Genomic DNA, 23971 nt, shown 5'->3' on the forward strand with positions numbered 1-23971 from the left:
CTGTTGCGCCAATAAAATCGCTGACAATTAGTTGCGGCCATTAATAGAAAAAAGCACTCATGGCGATTTTATTAAACCAATGCTAAATAAGTTTACATGCTTTTTTTATAAAAAATCCGCCGCAGAGACTGCGGCGGCAAACCAAAGGATTTTGTCGAAGCAGAGCGGCTAAGACACGACCAAAACTACAGCAGCACGCGCAGCGGCATAGTGAATTTTAATTAATCGAGTTTAACCATCCCTTCACTGGTCCTTTACCGCAAACCGGTTAAAAATCCCCCATCGCGCAAAGGCCAGCGCCGCCCGCCAGGGGGGTGCCCGGCTAAAACTACAACACGCGAAACCCGGCTTGAATGCCCGTCTTAATATCGCCTGCCCAAAAGTTATATACGCCATAAAAAAATAAGGCCGTGCACCTGCGCACGCAACTATTAGCGATTAATCTATCCGGGGTAACTATAACCATGGTTAAACAGTGGAGCCTATTAGCGCTGGTAATTTCCAGCAGCCTGAGCCAAGTGGCTTTGGCAGATTCAGTAACGGATCAGGCAGACGCCAAGGGTTTTGTCGATGGCAGCAGTCTCACCGGCGTCGCGCGCAACTACTACTTGAACCGTAACCGGGAAGAAGGCCGCGCCGACCAGCGTGACTGGACACAAGGCGTCATGGCCAACTACATCTCCGGTTTCACCCAGGGCACTATCGGGTTCGGCGTCGACGCCTATGCCTACGGCGGGCTGAAACTCGACTCCCAGCGCAAATACGCGAACACCGGCAACCTGCCGCTTGATCGCAACGGCGACCCTCAGGACGCCTACGGCTCGCTGGGTGGTGCGTTGAAACTGCGGATCTCCAGGACGCAGCTCAAATACGGTGAAATGCAGCCCACCGCGCCGGTGTTTGCCGTCGGTGGTGTCGGGTTGCTCGACCAGACCGCCACAGGCTTTGACCTGACCAGCAACGAAATCGCCGGCCTGAACCTGGAAGCCGGTCACTTCACCGCGACCAACGGTGGCGATACCACCAACCATGAGCACGATATCTTTGCCACCTACGCCAACGTAGCGACCAAGAGTGCCAGTTTTGTCGGTGGCAAATACACCTTCACCCCGGACTTGAGCGCGACGGTGTACGCCGGCGAATTGCAGGACGTCTGGCGCCAGTACTACACCAACCTCAATTACGTGATGCCCCTGAGCAATGGCCAGTCGGTGACCCTGGACGGCAACCTGTACCGCACCCTCGATACCGGGAGTGCCAATGCGGGCACGATCAACACCACGGCGTACTCGCTGGCGGCGGCCTATTCGTTCCTGCAGGCCCACACGCTGACGCTGTCGTTCCAGAAGATCGATGGCAATGAGCCGTTCGACTATATCGGCGCGGGTGACAACGGTGCCGCCGCGGCCGGCGACTCGATCCTGCTGGCCAACTCGGTGCAATGGTCTGACTTCAACGGCCCAGGCGAAGCCTCCTGGGCCCTGCGGTACGACTTGAACATGGCGCCCTACGGTGTGCCGGGGCTTAGCTTCATGAGCCGCTACATCAACGGCTCCGACATTGACGGCAGCCACACCCCCGCCAACAGTGCCTATCTAGGCGCCTACGGCGATGGCGCCAAGGAGCACGAAACCGACGTAGAAGTTAAGTACGTGGTCCAGAGCGGGCCGGCGAAAAACCTCGCGTTCCGCCTGCGCCAGGCCTACCACACCGGCAGTTCCGAGTCGGGCAGTGGCGGCGACGTCAACGACACGCGCCTGATCGTCAATTACCCGTTCAGCATCCTGTAAGCCCATCCCGGGACGTGCCGGCGACGTCGGTCGCTGGCACGGTGATCGACTATTTGGGTTGGCAGTTCTGCTGGAGGCGTTAAACTGCGCGGCCTCACTCTGCAGCAAAACGAGACCTTCATGGCCAACCACGACCTCGCTTTCACCCCCGACCTCGACCCGGACTCCATCTCGTCCGACGTCATCGGCTTCAACGGGATCCTCGTCTCCACGCAAATTCCCACCCGCGCCGACGGCAGCCTGGAACTGGGCGATATCACCCTGCAAAGCGAATGCACCCTGCAAGCCCTCAAGGTGGCCCTGGAACGTGCCGGCAGCTCGATTGACCGGGTCATGCACCTGACCATTTATCTGACCGACATGGCCGACCGCGCCGCTTTCAACGAAGTCTACAAACGCTATTTCGCCAAGCCCTGGCCCGTGCGTGCAGCGGTTGGCGTGGCCGCCCTGGCGGTGGAAGGCATGCGGGTTGAAGTCACGGCGATGGCCGCCAAGGCCTGATGACTAAGGGGGTCGACGCTCCAATGTGGGAGCTGTCGAGCCCCGGCGAGGCTGCGATGGGATCGCCTCGGTGTAACGGATACACCGCGGTGCCTGCATCGCGGGCAAGCCCGGCTCCCACAGTTGACTGCATTCCACTGTGGGAGCGCACGTAGGCCCTGATAGATGTCGATAAGGCATTTCGCAGCTACAATGCCCGCCTCCGTGACAAGCCTGACTAAAAAAACTATGTCCTTGCCCAAGCATCACCTGGAATTGCTCAGCCCTGCGCGCGATGTTGCCATCGCTCGCGAGGCTATCCTGCATGGCGCCGACGCCGTGTACATCGGCGGCCCGAGTTTCGGCGCGCGCCATAACGCCTGCAACGACGTGAGCGATATCGCGCAGTTGGTGGAGTTCGCCCGGCGCTACCACGCGCGGGTGTTCACCACCATCAACACGATCCTGCACGATAACGAGCTGGAACCGGCCCGCAAGCTGATCCACCAGCTCTACGACGCCGGCGTCGACGCGCTGATCGTCCAGGACCTGGGGGTGATGGAGCTGGATATTCCGCCCATCGAGCTGCACGCCAGCACCCAGACCGACATCCGTACCCTGGGCCGGGCAAAGTTTCTCGACCAGGCGGGTTTCTCGCAGTTGGTATTGGCCCGCGAGCTGAACCTGCAAGAGATCCGTGCGATTGCCGACGAAACCGACGCGGCCATCGAGTTCTTCATCCACGGCGCCCTGTGCGTGGCCTTCTCCGGCCAGTGCAATATCTCCCACGCCCAGAATGGCCGCAGCGCCAACCGTGGCGATTGTTCCCAGGCGTGCCGCCTGCCCTACACCCTGAAAGATGACCAGGGCCGCGTGGTTGCGTTTGAAAAGCACCTGCTGTCGATGAAAGACAACAACCAGAGCGCCAACCTGCGTGCCCTGGTGGATGCCGGCGTGCGTTCGTTCAAGATCGAAGGCCGCTACAAGGACATGGGCTATGTGAAGAACATCACCGCCTATTACCGTCAGCGCCTCGACGAGATTCTCGAAGACCGCCCCGACCTGGCCCGCGCGTCCAGCGGCCGTACTGCGCATTTCTTCCTGCCCGACCCGGAAAAGACCTTCCACCGTGGCAGCACCGACTACTTCGTCACCGACCGCAAGGTCGATATCGGCGCCTTCGACACCCCGACCTTTACCGGCCTGCCGGTGGGTGTGGTGGAGAAAGCCGGCAAGCGCGACTTGCAAGTGGTCACCCATGAGCCGCTGTCCAACGGTGACTGCCTCAACGTGCTGATCAAGCGCGAAGTGGTGGGTTTCCGCGCCAACATTGCCGAGCCAAAAGGTGAGTTTGAAGAGGACGGCGAAAAACGCTATCGCTACCGCGTCGAGCCCAACGAGATGCCGGCCGGCCTGCATCAACTGCGTCCGAATCATCCGTTGAACCGTAACCTGGACCATAACTGGCAGCAGGCATTGCTCAAGACCTCTGCCGAGCGCCGTATCGGCGTGTCGTGGGTGGCCCGCCTGCTGGAAGATCGTCTGGACCTGACCGTCACCAGCGAGGAAGGCATCAGCGCCAGCGTCGCCCTGCCCGGTCCGTTCGGCGTGGCCAACAAGCCGGAACAGGCGCTGGAAACCCTGCGCGACCTGCTGGGCCAACTGGGCACCACCCAGTACCACGCCACGTCAATCGAGCTGGATGCACCGCAGGCGTTCTTTATCCCGAACTCGCAGCTCAAGGCATTGCGCCGTGAAGTGATCGAGGCGCTGACCGAGGCGCGTATCCACGCTCATCCACGGGGCGGCCGCAAGGCAGAAACCACGCCGCCGCCGGTGTACCCGGAATCGCACCTGTCGTTCCTGGCCAACGTCTACAACCAGAAGGCCCGCGACTTCTATCACCGTCACGGCGTGCAACTGATCGACGCGGCGTATGAAGCCCACGAAGAAACCGGCGAAGTGCCGGTGATGATCACCAAGCACTGCCTGCGGTTCTCGTTCAACCTGTGCCCGAAACAGGCCAAGGGTGTGACGGGCGTGAAGACCAAGGTGGCACCGATGCAGTTGATCCACGGCGATGAAGTGCTGACGCTGAAGTTCGACTGCAAGCCGTGCGAGATGCACGTGATCGGCAAGATCAAGGGCCACATCCTTGGCCTGCCGCAACCGGGCAGCGTGGTGGGTTACATCAGCCCGGACGACCTGCTCAAGACCATCCCTCGCGCGCCGCACTAAGTGACGGACGAGCACAATGCGCTAGCGTTGTGCTCGTTTGACAGGTCATCAAGTCTCGTCAATGTCGCCGTCTTCCAGACGGTGTTCTTCATTTTTCAGGCGTTTTTCCCGCTTCGTCTTGCGCTCCTGCACATCACGCTCCAGTTGGGCATCAAGCGCGCGCTGGCGCTGGAAGGATTGCTCATCCCGCTCTTCAAGCCTTTGATGCAGCGGCGGATGGTAAATGTCTTCGCCTGCAGCGCGGTCGACATGAAATGGCACAACCATCAATAAAAACAATACAAGCAGGATTAACCCAATCAGCATGCTCGATCCTGTTTGCATTTCGAGCCACCCGCATAAGGTGCTGGCTTGTGAGCCTCCCGGTAACCAGAAGTTAAAAGCCGTCAGGAAGAACGCACAGAAGGCGTAGTACTGGTTCGTGTGCTGCTCTGCTCGATCGGCCTTGCGTCGCGCAGCATGGTTGTTATACAGATTGATTAAAAAGTCACTCTGCGTCTCATGTGCCTCCGCTCTTAACTCCCACGCTCTGACGCAATCCCGATTGCGCCGGTATCTGACGTTGAACGTTTCGCGTCCCGTGATTCCGGATGCGCTCAGGATCCAGCTCTCAAACCCGGTAAGCGCCGGTACGCCAAAGGCAAGATAAAGCGTACCTGCCAGGCTGTATATAACGGGCAAAGCGAGGGAAATCAGGCCTGAAAAGGCAATAAACCCAATCAGGAGTTTTATCCCGAGCTCTAGATTGAGCGTGTTCCCCGGTATTTGGAGGCCTACGATCCCCACCCCGGAAAAGTACACCATCACGGAATCGAAGAAGACCAGAAAGCTGATGACCAACAAGAAAAATGAGGGCCTTACTGATTTTTCCAGCATTGAAAGAAATTGCTCTTTCGCTAGATGCTCCGATGCAGACATTTGATTCTCCTGAGATGCGGCCTGGATTCAGCTCGTCTGCATACCAGTTTTTGGTCTCCACCACCAACCCCGCTGCAGCCCCGCCGCCGCGAGCAGAATCGCCGCCACGCCGAGCCATTGCAGCCAGCCGAGGCGATGACCAAAGGCGATCCAATCGACAAAAATAGCCGCGATCGGGTAGATAAACGACAGCGCCCCGGTGATTGCCGTGGGCAACTTCTGGATCGCCCCATACAGCAACACGTACATCAGGCCGGTATGCACCACGCCCAGGGTCAGCAGTGCCGCCCACGAATCCATCGAGGCGGACAGGCTCTGCCACTGCATCAGCGGCGCCAGCAGCACGGCGCCCGTGGTCACCTGGATCAACGCCATCAAATGCGGCGGCACGTCCTTCAAGCGCTTGATGATCAGCGCCGCAATCGCATACAGAAACGCCGCCCCCAGCGCCAATGCCACGCCCACCAGATAGTCATCCCCGGCGTTTTGCTGATCGCCATGGGCGGTGACAATCGCCAGCATCCCGACGAACGCCACGCTCAGCCAGGCAAGCTTCTGCACGGTGATTTTCTCGCCCAGGAACACCGCGGCCAGCATCACCAGCATGAACGGCTGCACGTTATACACCGCCGTACTGATGGAGATTGAAGCCCTGGCGTAGGACTCAAACAGCAACAACCAATTGCCCACGATCGCCACGCCGCTGAGCATCGCCAGCCCCAATTTGGCGTAGCTCAGCAGGTCAAGTCGCAGATAGCCCATCAGCCAGCAGACCACCAGCAACGTCACTGCGCCGATCACGCAGCGCCAGAACACCACCTCGACAACGGGCACACCCGACACCAGTACAAACCAGCCGATGGTGCCGGATATCAGCATGGCGGCGACCATTTCCCATGAACCGCGACGTATGGATTTGTCCATGATTGAGCTCCTCAAGTGAGGCTCAATTATGGCAATCTGAGTTGAAGCGACTCCAGATTCTAAATAAGGCGAACCGTGTGTTTCGCCTATTCTTATTAGGCAAACCCGCGCAATGGCTTTCGGAGCGACCATGATTGACAGCATTGACCAGCAACTGATCGCCGCACTGATGGATGATTCACGTCTGTCCCTCAAGGCCTTGGCGGGCATCACCGGCCTCTCCTCCCCCAGTGTCGGCGAGCGACTGCGCCGCCTGGAAGAGCGCGGCGTGTTGAAAAACTACACCGTGGACATCGACCCCAAGCATTTTGGCTATCTGCTGCAAGCCATCGTGCGTATTCGCCCGCTGCCCGGGAAACTGCAGGAAGTGGAACGGCAGATCCAGGCGATCCCGGAGTTCACCGAGTGCGACAAGGTGACCGGCGATGACTGCTTCATTGCGCGCCTGCACGTGCGCACCATGGATCAGTTGGACACCCTGCTGGACCGGCTCAACGCGTACGCCGAAACCAACACCGCCATCGTCAAGAAAACCCCGGTAAAACGCCGGTTGCCGCCACTTGGCGACTCGTGACTTTGAGTCACTGATGCAGTGACGGGATCGCTATTCTGTGCATCGAGTGCGGTGTTTATGCTTGATCCACACATTGGAACAACAGGCGTAAACACCATGTATGTCATTACCGGAATCACAGGCAAAGTCGGCGGCGCCCTGGCGCGGTTTCTCCTCAATGATCATCAACCGGTGCGCGCGGTGATCCGCGATGCCGCCAAAGGCGCCGAATGGGCCGCGCTGGGTTGCGAGGTCGCCATCGCGAACATGGACGACGCCGCCGCACTTACCGAAGCGTTCAAGGGCGCCACCGGCGTGTTCATCCTGCCGCCGTCGGACTTCGACCCGGCGCCCGGTTTTCCCGAGGCGCGCAAGGTGATTGCCGCCGTCGCCCAGGCCATCGAGGCTGCAGCACCGCAAAAGGTGGTGTGCCTGTCGACCATCGGCGCCCAGGCCGAGCACGTTAACCTGCTGAGTCAGCGCACCTTGATGGAACAGGCGTTGAGCGCGCTGAACGTACCGGTGACCTTCCTGCGTCCGGGCTGGTTTATGGAAAACGCGGCCTATGACGTGGTCGCCGCCCGTGAACACGGGGTGATCAACAGCTTCCTGCAACCGCTGGACAAAGCCGTACCGATGATCGCCACCGCTGACGTCGGCCGCCTCGCCGCGCAACTGTTGCAGCAACACTGGAGCGGGCACCGGGTGGTTGAGCTGGAAGGCCAGTGGGTCAGCCCGAACGACATTGCCCGCACCTTGACCGAAGTGCTCGGTCGCGGCGTGATCGCGCAGGTGGTGCCTCGGGATACCTGGGAACCGATGTTTCGTGAGCAAGGTGCGCAGAATCCGTTGCCGCGCATGCGCATGATCGATGGGTTCAATGAAGGCTGGATCTGCTTTGAGCATGCCGGGGTGGTCAAGGGTGAGACCACGTTGCTCAAGGTGCTGCGCGAACTGGCTGCCAAAGCCTGAATCGTCTCTGTGGCGAGGGGGCTTGTCCCCCGTTGGAGTGCGAAGCGCTCCCGTTTTTTTGGGGCTGCTTCGCAGCCCAGCGGGGGACAAGCCCCCTCACCACAAGAGCCCTGGCCACAGGTTTAAGGCCAGGCCGGGTTGCCCAGTCAGTTACGGCCCGCAGTCACGCCACCATCGACAGGCAACACCGTACCGGTAATCCACGAAGCCTCGCTCGACGCCAGGAACAGGATTGCCTGGGCAATATCCGCCGGCTGGCCATTACGGCCCAACGGGTGAAAGGCGTTGAACGTCGGCAGCACTACCTTGACCTGGTTTTCGTCCATGAACGTGCCATACACCGGGGTTTCCACTACGGCCGGGGCCACGGTGTTGATCCGGATATTGGACGACGCCAGCTCAATCGCCAGGTTGCGGGTCAGCGCATGCACCCCGGCGTTGGCCGCCGAGTACGCCGCCGACGGTGTAGCGCCAATGGCCTGGATCGCCCACAGGGAGCCGGTCTGCACAATCGCACCGCCACCGCGTTGCAGCATGGCTTTTGCCGCAGCCTGGGCCATGAAGAATTTGCCTTTGAGGACGGTGTCGAGAAACCAGTCGTATTCCGTGGCATCCACTTCCAGGAACGGCTTGGGACGGAACACGCCCGCGTTGTTTACCAGGATATCCACCCCACCAAACGCCTTCACCGCCTCGTCTACCAGGGCCTGGGCCGTGGCCGGGTTGGCGATGTCGCCGGCCAGTACGCGAATCGAGGTGCCGCTTGGGTCGATTGCTTCAGCAGCGCGCTGCAGTTTGGCCGCGTCACGACCGCCAATCACCACATTGGCGCCCTCTTCCACAAAACGGCGTGCGACTTCTTTGCCGATACCCGAACCGCCACCGGTAACGATCACAACCTTGGAAGAAAATCTTTGCATGGCAAATAACCTCTGAGTGTAGGGTTTCCAGCGCCTGTTACTGTTATCGCCGGGTTGCCTGCTATTCTTGCGGCTTGGCGTAAGGCCAACAAACCAGATCTCTTTTGCAATCATTAAAGAATTTCTTTAGATGAACTCACTCGGATACCTCAACGCCCTGCGCGCGTTCGAAGCCGCGGCCCGGCATCAAAGCTTCTCTGCAGCAGCGGAAGAGCTGAACGTCACTTCAGCAGCCGTCGGCCAGCAAGTGCGCAGTTTGGAGGCGTGGCTCGGGGTGCCGTTATTCACCCGGGCCAGCAGCGGCAATACGCGGTTGTTGCTGACGGACGTGGCCCGGTCGGCGTTGCCGGATATCCGCGAGGGTTTTGATCGGTTGCGGGTGGGGTTGGCGCGGTTGAAGGAAGCCTCACAGAGCGCCGACCTGACCGTGACGGTCAGCCCGGCGTTTGCCGGCAAGTGGTTGTTGCCCAGGCTGGAGCGGTTTCAGCAGCTGCATCCGGAGATCGATGTACTGCTGAACACCAACCTCAAGACCCTGGATTTTCTCGCGGAAAGTATCGACATCGGCGTGCGCTATGGCGCCGGCAGCTGGCCCGGATTAACCGCGATCAAGTTGATGGACGAGGACCTGTTTCCCGTCTGCTCCCCCAACTATCCAGCCCTGGCTGACGGCACGCTCAGCCTGGAACAGCTCGCGCAATGCACGCTGATCCATGACCTTTCCATGGCCGGAGACCCCGGCTTTCCCACCTGGCGAACCTGGCTGGATGCCATGGGGCAAACGGGTACGGATGCCAGCCACGGGTTGCGCATCAACAACTCGGCGGCCGTGGTGCAGGCGGCGATCGAAGGGCAAGGCCTTGCGTTGGGCCGCAGCGTTATGGTGCACGACGACCTGGCTTCGGGGCGCCTGATCCGCCCGTTTCGCCAGGTCAAAAGCGCCGTGGCCCTGGCCTACTACGTGGTGTACCGGCCAGAGTGCGGCGAGCTGGCGAAAGTGCAGGCGTTTCGTGACTGGTTACTGGCCCAGTAGGAATTTAATCGTGCAACGCCTTGGCGGCGCCCAACAGCCCCTGGAACTTGTGATACCGCGCGTGCAGCACAGCTGCCTGCGCACTATCCGGGAAAAACCGGGCCTTCATCGGCATCCCCGCCCTCAGCAGTGCCGCGCCCTGCCCGTTCGCCACAAACCCCAGCTTCGCCGCGCCCATACATGCACCCAGTTCACTGCCGTGCAAGGTGTAGATCTCCCGCTCAAGAATATTGGACAGCAACTGCGCCCAATATTCACTGCGCGCGCCACCGCCCACCAGTGCGCAGGCGCCCACCGTGGCTCCGGCTGACTGCACCGCATTCAGTGCATCCAGCAGCCCGAACCCGACCCCCTCCATCACCGCATAACCCAGCATCGCCGGCGTGCAGTCATGCCCCAGGTTCATGAAACCACCGCGCAGCAACGGGTCGTTATGGGGCGTACGTTCGCCCGCCAGGTACGGCAAGAACAACGGATTGGAAACCGCCACAGCCTGCCCGATCGGCAACTCGGCCTGCACGCGATCCAGCAACGCCTGCTCATCGACAGCGCCCGTCAACCGTGTCACCCAGCGCAAGCAACTGGCTCCGGCCAGCATGGCGCCCATGGTGTACCAGCGATTGGGCAGTGCATGACAGAAGCTATGCACGGCACTCGCCGGATTGCCCGCCGCGTGGTCGGTAATGGCAACAATGGCCGCGCTGGTACCAAGGGTGATAAACGCATCCCCCGCATTCACCGCGCCGATGCCCACCGCCGCCACCGGGTTGTCCCCGCCACCGCCGGCAATCACCAGGCCCTCGGCCAGGCCCAGGCGCCGCGCTGCCGCAGCGTTCAAATGAGCGCTGGCCGCCCCGCCTTCCACCAGCCTTGGCATTTGGGCCAATCGCAAACCCGTTGCACTCAGCATGGGCTCGAACCATTGCCGGTTGGCCACGTCCAGCCACAACGTGCCGGCGCCGTCGGACACATCGCTCACACGCTCACCACTCAAGCGCAGGCGCAGGTAATCCTTGGGCGACACTACGCAGTCAATTGCCTCGAATACATCGGGTTCGTGCTGCTGCAGCCACAGCAGTTTCGGCGCGGTGAGGCCGGCCATCGGCAAGCTGCCGGTGACCTCGGCAAACTCGCGGCCCAGGGCTTCGGCCTGGGCCATGGCGCGGGAGTCATCCCAGAGGATGGCCGGGTACAACACCCGGTCGTCATCCCCCAGCAATACCGCGCCGTGCATCTGCCCGGACAAGCCAATGCAGCTCACGCGGCCATAAGCCTGCGGTTGATCCGCGCGCAACCGGTCCAGGGCGCTGAGGCATGCGTGCCACCAATCCTCCGGCGCCTGCTCGGACCAGCCCGTGTGCCGGCGCGATATCGTCAGGCGCGCACCGGCATGGGCGAGGACGCTGCCGTGCTCGTCCATCAGGATCGCCTTGAGTTCCGAGGTGCCAAGATCAATGCCAAGGGAAACCGGGTTGTTCATATCAGGGGCAGCCGCATGAATTACGAATCTTCAGGGTGGGCGCAAGCCGCACGCTGTGTTTTTTACGCTTGGGCGACGCCATGCGCTCAAGCAGCAGGTTGACCGCACGGGCGCCGAGTTCCTGCACCGGCTGTGCGATCAGGGTCAGGCGCGGTACGAAGAAGTCCGCCCAGTCAAAATCATCAAAGCCCACCAGCGCCATTTGCCCGGGCACCTCGATACGCGCATCGCGCAAGGCATGCATTGCACCGAGGGTCATCAGGTTGTTGCCCGCCATGATTGCCGTGGGCGGTGTCTCCAGGGCCAGCAATTGCGTGGTGGCGTGGCGCGCCGGCTCACTGCTGGAGCCGCCATTGACCAGCAACTGTGGATCAAGCGGCAATCCAGCCGCCTGCAACGCAGCGTGATAACCGGCCACGCGCTCATCGGAAGTGCCCAGCCCCGCCCGCCCGGAAATAAAACCGATGCGCCGGTGGCCATGCTCGATCAAGTGCTTCACCAGGGCCTGGGTGGACAGCGTATTTTCCACCCCGACCTGATCGAAACGGTCGCTCATCATCCGGTCCACCAATACCGCCGGTACTTCATTGGCCTGCAAGTATTCCAGGGCCAGCGAACCGGTGGACGGCGCCAGCAGAATGCCGTCCACCCGCCGGTGGTGCAGCGCAGTAACCACGCGCAGTTCCTGCTCGGGATCGTCGTGGGTATCGACAAACAGCATCATGTAGCCGTGCTTGGCGCACTCGGTTTCAATCGCGTGCACCGTTTCACTGAAGTAATGGTTGGACAGCGCCGAGATCGCCACGCCAATCGTGTTAGTGGTGGACCTCGCCAGGGAGCGCGCCAGCGTATTGGGGATGTAGCCCAACTGGCTGATCGCGCTCTGCACCGCTTGCACCGTGTCCGGGCTGACCTTGCGGGTGCCGTTCAAGACGTGAGAAACCGTCGACGTCGACACCCCTGCAATTCTTGCCACATCCTCCATGGTTGCCACGGTACTCACTCCTGCGCGCGCTTAATGTTTGCTTGACCAGCCGCTGTAGGAACCGACGTTGTCGCGGGTGATCAGTTTTGGGGTCAGCAGGGTAACCGCTTCGGCGGGTTGTTTGTCATTGAGAATGTCATTGCCGACGTTGACCGCCGTCTGAGCCATGGCCCATGGGTCCTGGCTGGCGGAGGCCTGGATCAGGGTGTCAGTCTTCAAGGCATTCTCGATGTCCGGCGCACCGTCCACGGAGGTGATGATGATGCCGCTGCGTTTCAACTGCTTGGCGGCCAGGTCGCTGCCGATGGCCTGGGGATCGTTGATCGCAAACAGGCCGTCGATTTTCTGGAAGCGCGTCAGGTAGCCCTGCATCACGTTCAAGCCGCCTTCGCGCGAGCCTTTGCCGTCCTGGTCGTCCGACAGCACCTTGATATCCGGTGCGCTGGCCAGGGCCGCTTTACAGCCTTTGACGCGATCGGTCACCGCGGTCACTTGCGGACCGTTCTGGATAATCACGTTGCCCTTGCCCGAGAGCTTGTCGACGATGAACTGACAGGCGAGCTTGCCGGCTTCGACGTTGTCGGTCTGCACCGTGGCATTTACGCCCTTGGCGTCGACGTCCACCGCCACCACCACGATCCCGGCGTCACGGGCTTTCTTGATCGCCGAGGCCATGGCCGACGGGTCGACGGCGTTGAGCAGGATCAGGTCGACCTTGGACGAGATGAAGTTGTCGATCTGCGAGAACTGCTTGCTCAGGTCATAGTCGGCCGACACCGAGGTCACCTTGACCGCCGGGTTCAGCTCCTTGGCCCGGGCCGTGGCGCCATCGGCCAGGGTCACGAAATACGGGTTACCCAGGGAGCCCATGCTGATGCCGATGGCTTTCAGCTCACGGGCCTCTACGGCGTGGGACATCAACACGGCAACGCCCAGGGAGGCGACAACAGGAAACATGCGTTTGAAGTTCATGATGACTCTCTTGTGATTGTTGTTTGAGTGAAATCAGGTCCGTGCACCGGACTGGCGATAACGATCCAGCGCCACCGCGCCAATGATCACGATGCCCTTGATGATGTATTGCCAGATATCCGACACGCCCAGCAGCACCAGGCCGTTGGTCAATACCGCGATGATCAGCGCACCAATCAGCGTGCCGCCAATGGTGCCGACGCCGCCGGTAAAACTGGTGCCGCCGAGAATCACCGCCGCGATGGCATCCAGTTCATAGGATTGCCCCAGTTGCAGGCCATTGGCGGCGAACAGGCGCGACGCGCTCATCACCGCGCCGAGACCGGCCAAAGCGCCGGACATGGCATAGACGAACAGCAGGACTTTCCACACCTTGATCCCCGACAGACGCGCCGCTTCCGGGTTGCCCCCCACGGAGTAGATCTGCACCCCCATCACCGTGCGCCGCAGGATGAACCACGACAGCGCGATCACGGCCACGGCGATGATCACCAACCATGGCACACCGAGCACTGAATCGTTGCCGATAAAGGCGAACGGCAAGTCAGGGTTGAACACGGTTTTATCGTCGGCCAACAGGCGCGCCAAACCGCGCATGGCGGTCAGCGCACCCAGGGTGACGATAAACGGCGGCAGGCGCATGAAGGCGATCAGGCCGCCGTTGACCAGGCCGAGCAACAGCCCGAAGCCGATCCCGGCAGCAATCCCGAACATGCCGAATTGCGGCGACATCGAGGCTTGCAGCGCAACCACCGCCGAGGCGGCGAGAATTGCGCCTACCGACAGGTCAATGCCCGCCGTGAGGATCACAAAGGTCATGCCCGCCGCCAGCACCACGTTGACCGACGCCTGCTGGGTGATGATCGACAGGTTCTGCACGGTCATGAAGTTTTCGCTGGCCAGGGCAAAGCCCACCAGCAGCAACACCAGCACCGGCAACATGCCCACCGTGCGCATCAGTTCCCGAATACGCTCAGCCTTGCCGATCGTTGCCACAGTCATGGTGTTGCTCCCGCTCGTGTTTGAATTAGCCATGGGCCGCCACCTGCTCGCTGCCGGTGGCGAGGTCGATAATCGCCTCCTGGGAAATATCCAGCCCGGATGCCCCGCCCACTTCGGCCACCAGTTGCCCTTCGCGCATGATCAGCACGCGGTCGCAGGTGCCGATGATTTCCGGCAGCTCGCTGGAGATCACCACGATGCCCACGCCGGCCTTGGCCAGTTGATTGATGATGCGGTAGATCTCGGATTTGGAGCCGATGTCCACGCCCCGTGTAGGTTCGTCGAGGATCAGCACATGGGGCTTGACCTCCAGCAGCCGCGCCAACAGCACCTTCTGCTGGTTGCCGCCGGACAACGCCCCGACATTGACCTTGCCCGACGCCACGCGGATCGACAGCGACTTGATTGCATCACGTGCCCGCTGCGCACCGTGACCACGGTCGAGCACGCCGCCGGCATGGGCATCCGGCACACAGGCGCACACGTTGATGTTGTCGGCCACGCTCATGTCGAGAAACAGGCCCTGGGCCTTGCGGTCTTCGGTGAGGTACACCACGCCGGCCCGAATCGCGTCCGCCGGGTTGCGCAACTGGGTCACGGTCTTGCCGACCACCTCAAGGGTGCCGGAGGTACGTGGGTCGGCCGCAAAGATCAGCCGCGCCAGTTCGGTACGGCCAGCGCCCACCAGCCCGGCGATGCCCAGCACTTCACCGGCGTGCAGGTCGAAGCTGCAGTGGCGCACGCGCTTGCCGTCGGCCATGTCACGTACGCGCATCACCACCTGCCCCGGGTCGTAGGCGGCATGTTCTTTCTTGTAGAAACCGGAAAGGTCACGGCCCACCATCATCTTCACCAGCACCTCGGCCGACAGCACGTCCCGCGCCAGTTCGCCGACGTACTCGCCGTCCCGCAGCACCGAGACCCGGTCCGACAGTTCGTAGATTTCGGCCATGCGGTGGCTGATGTAGATGATCGCCAGGCCCTGGCTGCGCAGCTGTTTGATCAGCGCGAACAGGCGGTCGGTCTCCCGGGAGGAAAGCGGCGTGGTGGGCTCGTCCATGACCAGGATTTTCGCGTGGGCATGCAGGGCCCGGGCGATTTCCACCAGTTGGCGCTCGGCGATGGACAGGCTGGCGACGCGGGTGCTGGGTGTGAATTCTGCACCGAGCCGCGTCAGTACCTCGGCCACCCCGGCTTCCATGCCCTTGCGGTCGATGGTCCAGCCACGGCGCAGTTCACGGCCCAGGTAGATGTTCTCGGCCACCGTGAGGTTCGGGCACAGGCTGAGTTCCTGGTAGATCACGGCAATGCCGAGGGCTTTGGCGGAGGCTGGGTTGTAACTGGCGACGGGTTGGCCATCGATGCGGATGGTGCCGCCGTCATCGGCCTGGTAGGCACCGGAGAGGATCTTCATCAACGTCGATTTGCCGGCGCCGTTCTCACCCATCAAGGCGTGAATTTCACCGGGATAGACTTTCAGGCTGACGTTCTTGAGCACCCGCAGGCCATTGAAGGTCTTGCTGATGCCCTGCATTTCAAGCAAGGGTTCAAGGCTCATGACTGAGCTCCTGGTTTTATTATTTTTGTGTTCAAGCGTGTGCCGATGACAGCCATCGGCAGACCTGATTGCTGCCGACTCTAATCAGATACATTTGTTTACGCAAGCGCTTGCGTAGGCCTTTTATCGGTTGATTAAACGTTTCATCAGATGAAGAAACCTTCATTTGGTTAACGCCTGACCACTATCTGCAAATCAAATAGTGTGAATAAACAGATACGCCTTCTCCGTTCCCCGCCCACTCATGAATGATCCGCACAAACTTCCTCCCACCACCTGCAGGTCGCACCATGACTACCGTTAACCAAAACCTCACCTTGCTGTTTGGCCGTGCCTTGTTGGTCGCGCTGTTTCTTTTCAGCGGTATCGGCAAACTGATGGCACCGTCGGCCACCCTCACGTATATCGCGGCTTCCGGCGCGCCCTTCCCGTCCCTCGCCTACGGCATTGCGCTGGTGGTGGAGTTGGGATTGGCCACGGCGTTGCTGCTGGGCTATCGCGTGCGCCCGGTGGCGCTGTTGATGGCGGCCTTTACGTTGATGACGGCGTTGCTGTTCCACAATCACTTCGGTGACAAGGGCCAGTTGATCAACTTCCTGAAAAACCTGGCGATTTGCGGCGGGTTCCTGCAAATCGCGGTGTTTGGTGCGGGCGGCTTCAGCCTCGACCACCTGCGCTCACAGCGTGCGGTATTGAGCTGAATCTATTCATTTGAGGGCTGAAAGCTTCCGGGGGGATGGTTTCAGCCATCAAATCGCCACAATGTCTGCTATTGTCAAAAGACCTCATCTCCTCCTCATCGCACCCGTGCGATCTTCTGTGAGCATGCTCTGCGGCACGGCCTTCGGCGGTGTCGGGCCTGAAGTTCACGGAATGCCCTGCGATGGAAAAACCTGCTCTCGACACCTCGCCCGACCCCCAATCCCGGGCCGAAAAAATCGTCGAATTCAAACGCCAGAAAACCCTGCTCAAGACCGGCGCCCTGCAAGACGCGATCTTCAACAGCGCCTATTTTTCCAGCATCGCCACCGACGAAAAAGGCGTGATCCAGATCTTCAACGTCGGCGCCGAACGCATGCTCGGGTATGCCGCCGCCGATGTGCTGAACCGCGTCACCCCGGCCGACATCTCCGACCCCGCCGAACTGATCACCCGCGCCGCCGCCCTCAGCCTGGAACTGGACACGCCGATCACGCCGGGCTTTGAAGCCCTGGTGTTCAAGGCCTCCCGGGGCATCGAAGACATCTACGAGCTGACCTATATCCGCAAGGACAACAGTCGCCTGTCGGCCATGGTCTCGGTGACGGCCCTGCGCAATAAATGCGATGCGATCATCGGCTATCTGCTGATCGGCACCGACAACACCGCGCGCAAGCAGGAAGAAGCCGAACGCAAAGGCTTTGAGCGCGCCCTGGAAGAAAAGAACCTGGAACTGGAACACGCCAGCCACATGAAGTCCGAGTTCCTGGCCACCATGTCCCACGAGCTGCGCACGCCGCTGAACGCCGTGATCGGTTTTTCCGAGGCGCTCAAGGACGGCCTGGTGGGCGACATGAGCGATATCCAGCGCGAATACATCGGCGACATCTTCACCAGTGGCCAGCACTTGCTGTCGCTGATCAACGACATCCTCGACTTGTCCAAGGTCGAGGCCGGGATGATGGACCTGGAGCTGGAAGCCGTGGAGTTGGCGGGCTTGTTGGCCAACAGTCTGCTGATCGTGCGGGAAAAGGCCGCCTTGCAACGTATCCAGTTGAAGCTTGAAAGCCCGGACGACTTCGGCACCCTTGAGCTGGACCTGCGCAAGACCAAGCAAATCATCTACAACCTGCTGGCCAATGCGGTGAAGTTCAGCGAGCACGGCGGCTCCGTGACCCTGTCGGTACGTGAGGTGAGTCGTGCACACGTCGGGCAGATTCCCGGCGACTGGCCCACCCATGGCTTTGCCCTGCAGCCCAGCGCGCATCAACAGTTCCTGGAGCTGAGCGTCAGCGACAGCGGAATCGGGATCGCCCGCGACGACATGAGCAAGTTGTTCAAGGCCTTCAGCCAGATCGACAGCAGCCTGGCGCGCAAATTCGAAGGCACGGGCCTGGGCCTGGCGATGGTCAAGCAACTGACCGACCTGCACGGCGGCAGCGTCGCCGTGGCCAGCCGCGAAGGTGCCGGCGCCCGCTTTGTGGTGTGGCTGCCGCTGCACCGCGCCGCGGATACGGAGGCCCCATGGCCGAAATCCTGATCGTGGAAGACAACGAGGCGAATATGCGCCTCGCCCGCCTGCTGCTGGTGAACGCCGGCCACAGCGTGTTGTGGGCCGCCGATGCCGAGACCGGGCTGACCCTGGCCCGGGAAAAACAACCGGCGCTGATCCTGATGGACATTCAGTTGCCCGGCATGGATGGCCTGGCGGCCACGTCGTTGCTCAAGCAGGACCCGCACACTGCGCACATCCCGGTGATCGCCCTGACCGCCATGGCCATGAAGGAAGACCGCGATAAAACCCTGCGGGCCGGCTGCGACGCCTACATCATCAAGCCGCTGCGCTACAAAGAGCTGTACCAGGTGATCGACACGCTGCTGCAACAAAACATTACTCCTCTGACGTGAGTCCTCTCCATGGCCAGCCAACCCGCAACGCTGTTGATCGTTGATGATGAAATCCAGGTGCGCAAGCTGCTGGAAACCCTGCTGCGCCACGAGGGTTACCAGACCTTGAGCGCCGCCAGTGGTGAAGAAGCCTTGCAGCTGGTGGCGCGACGGCCGCCGGACTTGATCCTGCTGGACATCATGATGCCGGGTATGGACGGTTACGAAGTGGCCAACCAGCTCAAGCAGGACCCGACCACCGCGAACATCCCGATCATCATGCTCTCGGCCCTGAGTGAGCCCAGCGCCCGCCTGAGCGGACTGGAAAACGGTGCCGAAGAGTTCATCAGCAAGCCGGTGGAACGGGTCGAGTTGTGGTTGCGGGTGCGTAACTTGCTGCGGCTCAAGGCCCATGGCGACCGGCTGAAAAATCATAGCCTGATGCTGGAGCAGCAACTGCAACATCACCAGCATGCCGCCGCCCGGTTGAACATCCGAGACCTGGCTCGCCTGGAGCTGGAAAAGGCCCTGGGCCTGGCCGTCGAACGTGAAGAATTCGTATTGCACTACCAGCCCAAGGTCGAGCTGGCCGGCGGTCAGGTATGTGCCCTTGAAGCCTTGCTGCGCTGGGACCGGCCCGGTTATGGCGCGGTGTCTCCGGCGGTATTCATTCCGATCCTGGAGAGCCTGGGGTTGATCGTGGTACTCGGTCGCTGGGTGATCGACAACGTGTGTCGCCAGATCGCCGAGTGGCAATCCAGTGCGGTGGGTGCCGTCGAAGTGTCGGTCAACGTGTCGGGGCATCAATTGATCGAAGGGGACTTGATTGCCGACATCACCCAGTCCCTCGCCAGCGTTAACGTAGAACCGCATTGGCTGGAGGTTGAGATCACCGAAGGCTCGCTGATGGAAAACACCGAGCACACCATCGCCAGCCTGCACCGGCTGCGGGCGATGGGAGTGAAGATTTCCATCGATGACTTCGGCACCGGTTATTCAAGCCTGGCTTACTTGCGGCGGTTTCCGATTGATACGCTGAAAATCGATATCGCGTTTATCCGCGAAGTCACCAGCAACGCCCAGGACGCGGCGATCACCCGCACCATCATCGAACTGGCCCACAGCCTGAAGCTGCGGGTGGTGGCCGAGGGCGTGGAAACCCAGGCGCAGCTGGAGTTCCTGCGGGAAGCCGGCTGCGATCAGATCCAGGGCTATCTGTTCAGCCGGCCGTTGCCGATGCAGGAACTGGAGCGCCTGTTGCTGGAGAAACGTGGCCTGGTCAGGCCGCAGCCCCACTGACCTCAAACAAGCCCACCAGCTTCTGCAACTTGTTGGCATTCACCCGCACGGTTTCCGCGCTGGTCTGCAACACCCCCACGGTCAGGCGCATTTGCTCCGAAGAGTGGCTGACCTGCTTGATCGTCTTGCCATAGTCGAGGCTGCGGGCGTTGAGCTGCTGGATGATGCTGAACATGCTCTCCACCGCCTGGTGCAGGTGCACGTTTTCCGACGACGCATCCTCGGCCAGGCGCAGGCTGCTGTCGACATTGGTCACGCCGTTTTCCATGAAGCCTACGGCTTTGCGGGTCTCGCTCTGCAAGCCTTCGACCATCTGGCGAATGTCTTCGGCGGCCTTGGAGGTGCGCGACGCCAGGGTGCGAACTTCGTCGGCCACTACCGCAAAACCGCGGCCATGCTCGCCGGCACGGGCCGCCTCAATCGCCGCGTTCAGGGCCAGCAGGTTGGTCTGGTTGGTGATGTCGCTGATCAACCCGGTGATGTTGCTGATCTGCGCCATGCGGCTGTCCAGCAGTTGCACGCTTTCGGAGGAGCGCTGCACCACATCGCGAATCGACTGGGTGCCGACCTGCACCGCGAGGAATTGCTCGCGGGCGCGGCTGACCACCTCGTCCATGGCCTGCTTCATTTGCTCGGCGCTCACCGAGGCTTGCTGGATTTCCCCCAGTTGCTCTTCAACGATGATCATCATGCGGTGGGTGGCGTCTGCCACTTCATGGGACATCAACCCGGCCGCCTCGCTGCGGCCCAGCATCAACTGATTGGTGTTGCCGACGCTGTGGCTGGCTTTGACCACTTGGCCGACCACCGAATCCAGGCGGTCGATAAAGCTGTTGATCCAGCGGCTCATGTCGCCTGTCTCGTCGTTGACCATGCGCCCGCTGTCCAGGCGCTGGCGCAGGTTGCCTTCGCCCTCGGCGATGGTGCGGATCACTTCGGTCATTTCATTCAGGCGTGCGGCCAGGCGCTTGGGCCCCAGGCGGCTGAACAGCATGGCCGCCACGACCATGCTCAATACTTCGCACGCATCGGTCCAGGCGGCGGGCAAGCCGCTGTAGTGGCGGACCAGGAAATTGCAGGCAAACAGACCGGCCATGGTCGCCATGTAGGGTTTCATCAAGCCGTGGCTCAGGGAGCGCCGGCGGTAGACCTCTTCCAGGTCGGCCTCGCACATCATGCCCCAGCGGTCCGGCGAGCCCGGCAGTTCAAAGGTCACGCCCTTGCCCACCACCGGGATGTGGCGGTAGTCGGAGTAGCCGGGATAGGTGACAAACAGGTTCGAGCCCTTGCGGATGGTCTCGCGTACACCGGGGTGCAGTTGTTGGGTGGCCGGGTCGATAAAGCGCAATTCCAGTTCGGTATGGCGCTGGATCTGCACGGTTTTCCAAGGCGTGTGCACGCCGCTCTTGAGGTTTTCGCCGTGGGTGAAGGCGCCGTCCTCGAAGCGCGAACGGGACAATGCGATACCGGGTTGAAGCGCCGGGTCGAAGCGCGATTGCACCATGAACAGGTAGTTGTCGCCGGACTCCGGGAAAATATGCCCGGCCTCGCGCTGGATCAAATCCCCGAGGATGTCGTTGGGCACTCGCCCGCACAGGCAGCCAAGCACCCTGCCCTCACGGGTCAGCGGTTGGTAGAACATCAGGGTCACTTCGTCATGGAAGCGCGAGGACGAAGGGCCGATCTGCAAGGTCAGCGGGTCGCTGTAGGGGCCATGAAGGAACGGCGCCTTGAGACCGGCGGCCAGGGCTTGATGGTTCAGGGTGCGGTGCGCGGACGGGTTCCAGGTGGTGGTCAGCACCTCGCCCTTGAGGTCGACGATAAACAGTTCGGAGAAGTCGCCAGCCTGTTGCAGTTTGTCCAGCAGCAGGCTGTTGTCGGTGAGCACGGTGTCGCGGGTGAGCACACTGGCCAGTTCGCTGAGGTGTTCCCACTGTTCCCGGGTCCAGGTTTGCAAAAGCTTGACCCGGGTTTCGGCGATGGCCTCGAAGGTTTGCTCCATCACCGGGTACACGCTGCGGTTGAGGCGGCAGGACCAGCCCATGGCGAACTTGCCGGTCTTGCCCCACCAGGGCAGCCAGCTTTTTTCGGCGGAAGATAACTGCATCGTGCTGCTCGACAGGCTGCTCATGGCGGACTCCGGGAGTGATGTCTAATTGCCATAACTCAAGGCAATTAACACGCCAATTAGCTAGCCTGCTATTTATTAGGGTGCTGGGCCTGTTGCGCAGCCCAACGGGAGCGCGCTCCCTCGCCACAAAAAGTTGCATGCAATCAATAAGATGCACCAGTGTGTGGCAGTGAAATCTCTTCCCGCAGGAATTCGATCAGGCCTTGGTGCGTCGGGCCCAGGCGTTCGGCGCCACTGACCAGTGCCAGTTCCGAGGGCGGCACCGGCGGCAGTTCGGTACAGACGCGATGGCTGGCGAGCACCGCGCTGACCGGCAAAATGCTCAGCCCCAAACCGGAGGTCACCGCCGCCTGAATCCCGGTCAGGCTGTGGCTGCCGAACGCCACCCGCCAACTGCGCCGGGCCTTGTCCAGGGCACGGGTGGCACGTTGGCGGTAGATGCAGCCTTGGGGGAACAGCGCCAATGGCAGGGTCTCGAGGTCAAGGTCCTGGCCTTGCCCGCTCACCCACACCAGCGGCTCGGGCCAACTGGCGTGGCAGTCGCCGCTGCCGGTTTCACGCTTGACCAGGGCGATGTCGATTTCGCCGGCGTCCAGTTGCCGGCGCAGGTCGGTGCTCATGCCGCTGACGGTTTCCAGCCGCGCTTCGGGACGCGCCCGCACAAACCCGCTGAGCATCGAGGCCATGCGCACGGCGTCGAAATCTTCCGGCACGCCCAGGCGCACGGGCACCACGCTGGCTTCGGTGCTCAGGGCGTCCCGCGCTTCCCTGGACAGGTTCAGCAACCGGCGTGCGTAGTGGGTGAGCAACTCGCCCTGCTCGGTGGGGCTGACTTGCTGCCCGGAGCGGTCGCGTACCAACAACGTCTGCCCGGCGCTCTCTTCGAGCTTGCGAATCTGCTGGCTGACCGTGGACTGAGTGCGGTGCACGCGCTCGGCAGCGCGGGTGAAGCTGCCTTCATCCACGACGCAGACCAGGGTGTGCAGCAGTTCGAGATCAAACATGGCGCGACCTTCATATCGACAATTCAACTGAGTTGTAGAGGGTAATTTAATTTCCAACTGACGGGTACTGTTCCTATGCTTCAGTCATCACTGACTTCCCTGAACAGGTGCCCCATGTCCCTTGAACACTCCCCTCGCCCGCTCTGGCTGACCTTTGACTGCTACGGCACGTTGATCCAGTGGGATGAAGGCTTGCGTGCGGCGATCGACCAGATTCTCACCGCCAAGGGGGCGCACAGGGTCGATACGGAGACGTTGATCAGCGTGTATGACCGTCATGAACATGCGCTGGAGCAAACGCCACCGCATCGCAGCTTTCGGACGTTGGCGGGGCTTGGGTTACGGCAGGCGCTGCAGGAGTTGGGTTTGCCAGCCGATGCGCACGACGCTGCGACCCTGACGGACCGCATCAGTGCGATGCCGCCGTTCCCTGAGGTGGTCCGGACGCTCAAGCAACTGAAGGTCATGGGCTACAAGCTGTGCATCGTCTCCAACACGGATGACGATGTGATTGCCGGCAACGTTGCCCAACTGGGCGGGACCATTGACCGGGTGATCACAGCCCAGCAGGCCGGGGCCTACAAGCCGGATCGGCGGTTGTTTGACCATGCCCATGCGCAGTTGGGGGTGAGTCTTGAGGAGGTGGTGCATATTTGCGCCAGCCCGCATCTGGATCACGCGGCGGCGCGGGATATCGGGTTTCGCTGCGTGTGGATCGACCGGGGAACGGGTCGCACATTGCTGCCCGACTACCGGCCGGATGCGATTTTGCCGACGCTGGAGGGGGTGCCTGGGTTGTTTGAGTCGTTGGGGTGGTGAGGTGGTTTTGGGTACATATCCGTTAGTTGGGTAACGGCGGCTTAGGGTTTCGCTCTTACAGCAAGTCACTTTGCAAAAGCGTGTACGGACCGGACACATGGTGGACACATGTACGGGGACATGGTTGACACATTATGAACCGTAATCAGGCTGCTTCACGTCGATCGTTCGCAAAAAGTGATGGCAGAAATAGACATCAAACAGCCCGTCACTTTCAGTGTTCGGACGTAGTGCAACGTGATGTCCAGCCAGGCCTTTGGCGATCCTGAAGTAGCGCTTCTGAAACTTAAATCGACTGTGATAAACC

General features: G+C 61.2%; 21 protein-coding genes. 11 read left to right on the forward strand and 10 right to left on the reverse strand.

What is annotated here, in order from left to right; all coding sequences use genetic code 11:
• The first annotated feature begins 464 nt into the window (after positions 1 to 464).
• The 3 genes from P3C29_RS27835 (at position 465) to P3C29_RS27845 (ending at position 4508) form a co-directional block, all read left to right on the forward strand.
• On the forward strand, positions 465 to 1790 hold the full coding sequence (locus P3C29_RS27835; RefSeq protein ID WP_275965961.1) for an OprD family porin: 1326 nt from the start codon (positions 465 to 467) through the stop codon (positions 1788 to 1790).
• Between the two features lie 120 nt (positions 1791 to 1910).
• Positions 1911 to 2291 carry a RidA family protein gene (locus tag P3C29_RS27840; protein WP_010170818.1) on the forward strand — a complete coding sequence of 127 codons (381 nt, stop codon included), beginning with the start codon at positions 1911 to 1913 and terminating at the stop codon, positions 2289 to 2291.
• A gap of 228 nt (positions 2292 to 2519) precedes the next feature.
• Positions 2520 to 4508 (forward strand): U32 family peptidase, encoded by a 1989-nt coding sequence (locus tag P3C29_RS27845; RefSeq protein WP_275965962.1) that lies wholly within the window; start codon positions 2520 to 2522, stop codon positions 4506 to 4508.
• 48 nt (positions 4509 to 4556) lie between these two features.
• Here the strand turns inward: P3C29_RS27845 and P3C29_RS27850 are convergent, their stop codons facing one another.
• Positions 4557 to 5426 (reverse strand): hypothetical protein, encoded by an 870-nt coding sequence (locus P3C29_RS27850; protein ID WP_275965963.1) that lies wholly within the window; start codon positions 5424 to 5426, stop codon positions 4557 to 4559.
• Positions 5427 to 5453: 27 nt separating this feature from the next.
• Positions 5454 to 6350 carry a DMT family transporter gene (locus tag P3C29_RS27855; RefSeq protein ID WP_275965964.1) on the reverse strand — a complete coding sequence of 299 codons (897 nt, stop codon included), beginning with the start codon at positions 6348 to 6350 and terminating at the stop codon, positions 5454 to 5456.
• 130 nt (positions 6351 to 6480) lie between these two features.
• Here P3C29_RS27855 and P3C29_RS27860 point away from each other — a divergent pair, with 130 nt between their 5' ends.
• Together P3C29_RS27860 and P3C29_RS27865 are read left to right on the forward strand one after the other, a co-directional pair.
• Positions 6481 to 6924 (forward strand): Lrp/AsnC family transcriptional regulator, encoded by a 444-nt coding sequence (locus P3C29_RS27860; RefSeq protein WP_008433323.1) that lies wholly within the window; start codon positions 6481 to 6483, stop codon positions 6922 to 6924.
• A 96-nt stretch (positions 6925 to 7020) separates the two neighbouring features.
• Positions 7021 to 7875, forward strand: coding sequence for an NmrA family NAD(P)-binding protein (locus P3C29_RS27865; RefSeq protein ID WP_201124055.1), 855 nt, complete (start codon positions 7021 to 7023; stop codon positions 7873 to 7875).
• 146 nt (positions 7876 to 8021) lie between these two features.
• Here the strand turns inward: P3C29_RS27865 and P3C29_RS27870 are convergent, their stop codons facing one another.
• On the reverse strand, positions 8022 to 8795 hold the full coding sequence (locus tag P3C29_RS27870; protein WP_275965965.1) for an SDR family oxidoreductase: 774 nt from the start codon (positions 8793 to 8795) through the stop codon (positions 8022 to 8024).
• Between the two features lie 130 nt (positions 8796 to 8925).
• On the opposite strand from P3C29_RS27870, the gene gcvA reads away from it, so the two are divergent.
• Positions 8926 to 9828: a transcriptional regulator GcvA gene (gene gcvA, locus P3C29_RS27875; protein WP_275965966.1), complete on the forward strand. Its 903-nt coding sequence runs from the start codon at positions 8926 to 8928 to the stop codon at positions 9826 to 9828.
• A gap of 4 nt (positions 9829 to 9832) precedes the next feature.
• Here gcvA and xylB read toward each other — a convergent pair whose 3' ends face one another.
• Genes xylB through P3C29_RS27900 form a run of 5 tightly spaced genes read right to left on the reverse strand, consistent with a single transcriptional unit; the run spans position 9833 to position 15825 of the window.
• Positions 9833 to 11308 (reverse strand): xylulokinase, encoded by a 1476-nt coding sequence (gene xylB / locus P3C29_RS27880; protein WP_275965967.1) that lies wholly within the window; start codon positions 11306 to 11308, stop codon positions 9833 to 9835.
• A 1-nt stretch (position 11309) separates the two neighbouring features.
• Complete coding sequence (locus P3C29_RS27885; RefSeq protein WP_275965968.1) at positions 11310 to 12302, reverse strand: LacI family DNA-binding transcriptional regulator; 993 nt, start codon at positions 12300 to 12302, stop codon at positions 11310 to 11312.
• Positions 12303 to 12323: 21 nt separating this feature from the next.
• Positions 12324 to 13265, reverse strand: a complete 942-nt coding sequence (locus P3C29_RS27890; protein WP_010170799.1) for an ABC transporter substrate-binding protein — start codon at positions 13263 to 13265, stop codon at positions 12324 to 12326.
• A gap of 33 nt (positions 13266 to 13298) precedes the next feature.
• The gene (locus P3C29_RS27895) at positions 13299 to 14267 is read right to left on the reverse strand and encodes a ribose ABC transporter permease (RefSeq protein WP_178120999.1); all 969 of its coding nucleotides are present in this window, start codon (positions 14265 to 14267) and stop codon (positions 13299 to 13301) included.
• A 25-nt stretch (positions 14268 to 14292) separates the two neighbouring features.
• Positions 14293 to 15825, reverse strand: a complete 1533-nt coding sequence (locus tag P3C29_RS27900; protein ID WP_275965969.1) for a sugar ABC transporter ATP-binding protein — start codon at positions 15823 to 15825, stop codon at positions 14293 to 14295.
• A 290-nt stretch (positions 15826 to 16115) separates the two neighbouring features.
• Between P3C29_RS27900 and P3C29_RS27905 the strand changes: the two genes are divergently transcribed.
• The 4 genes from P3C29_RS27905 to P3C29_RS27920 all read left to right on the forward strand — a co-directional run bounded on the left by P3C29_RS27905 (position 16116) and on the right by P3C29_RS27920 (position 19710).
• On the forward strand, positions 16116 to 16526 hold the full coding sequence (locus P3C29_RS27905) for a DoxX family protein (protein WP_275965970.1): 411 nt from the start codon (positions 16116 to 16118) through the stop codon (positions 16524 to 16526).
• A 182-nt stretch (positions 16527 to 16708) separates the two neighbouring features.
• A complete protein-coding gene (locus tag P3C29_RS27910; protein WP_275965971.1) occupies positions 16709 to 18064 on the forward strand; it encodes a PAS domain-containing sensor histidine kinase in 1356 nt (451 codons plus the stop codon).
• Positions 18049 to 18432: a response regulator gene (locus P3C29_RS27915; RefSeq protein WP_010170795.1), complete on the forward strand. Its 384-nt coding sequence runs from the start codon at positions 18049 to 18051 to the stop codon at positions 18430 to 18432. Before P3C29_RS27910 ends, P3C29_RS27915 begins: the two co-directional genes overlap by 16 nt.
• 9 nt (positions 18433 to 18441) lie before the next feature.
• Positions 18442 to 19710 carry an EAL domain-containing response regulator gene (locus tag P3C29_RS27920; RefSeq protein ID WP_275965972.1) on the forward strand — a complete coding sequence of 423 codons (1269 nt, stop codon included), beginning with the start codon at positions 18442 to 18444 and terminating at the stop codon, positions 19708 to 19710.
• Here P3C29_RS27920 and P3C29_RS27925 read toward each other — a convergent pair.
• Together P3C29_RS27925 and P3C29_RS27930 are read right to left on the reverse strand one after the other, a co-directional pair.
• On the reverse strand, positions 19691 to 21841 hold the full coding sequence (locus P3C29_RS27925; RefSeq protein ID WP_275965973.1) for a methyl-accepting chemotaxis protein: 2151 nt from the start codon (positions 21839 to 21841) through the stop codon (positions 19691 to 19693). The two genes, P3C29_RS27920 and P3C29_RS27925, sit on opposite strands and share 20 nt — an antisense overlap.
• A gap of 143 nt (positions 21842 to 21984) precedes the next feature.
• A complete protein-coding gene (locus P3C29_RS27930; protein ID WP_169388367.1) occupies positions 21985 to 22845 on the reverse strand; it encodes a LysR family transcriptional regulator in 861 nt (286 codons plus the stop codon).
• Between the two features lie 114 nt (positions 22846 to 22959).
• Between P3C29_RS27930 and P3C29_RS27935 the strand changes: the two genes are divergently transcribed.
• Positions 22960 to 23664, forward strand: a complete 705-nt coding sequence (locus P3C29_RS27935) for a haloacid dehalogenase type II (protein ID WP_275965974.1) — start codon at positions 22960 to 22962, stop codon at positions 23662 to 23664.
• Positions 23665 to 23971: the final 307 nt, after the last annotated feature.

Source organism: Pseudomonas sp. 1912-s, from assembly GCF_029269205.1.
Lineage (GTDB): Bacteria > Pseudomonadota > Gammaproteobacteria > Pseudomonadales > Pseudomonadaceae > Aquipseudomonas.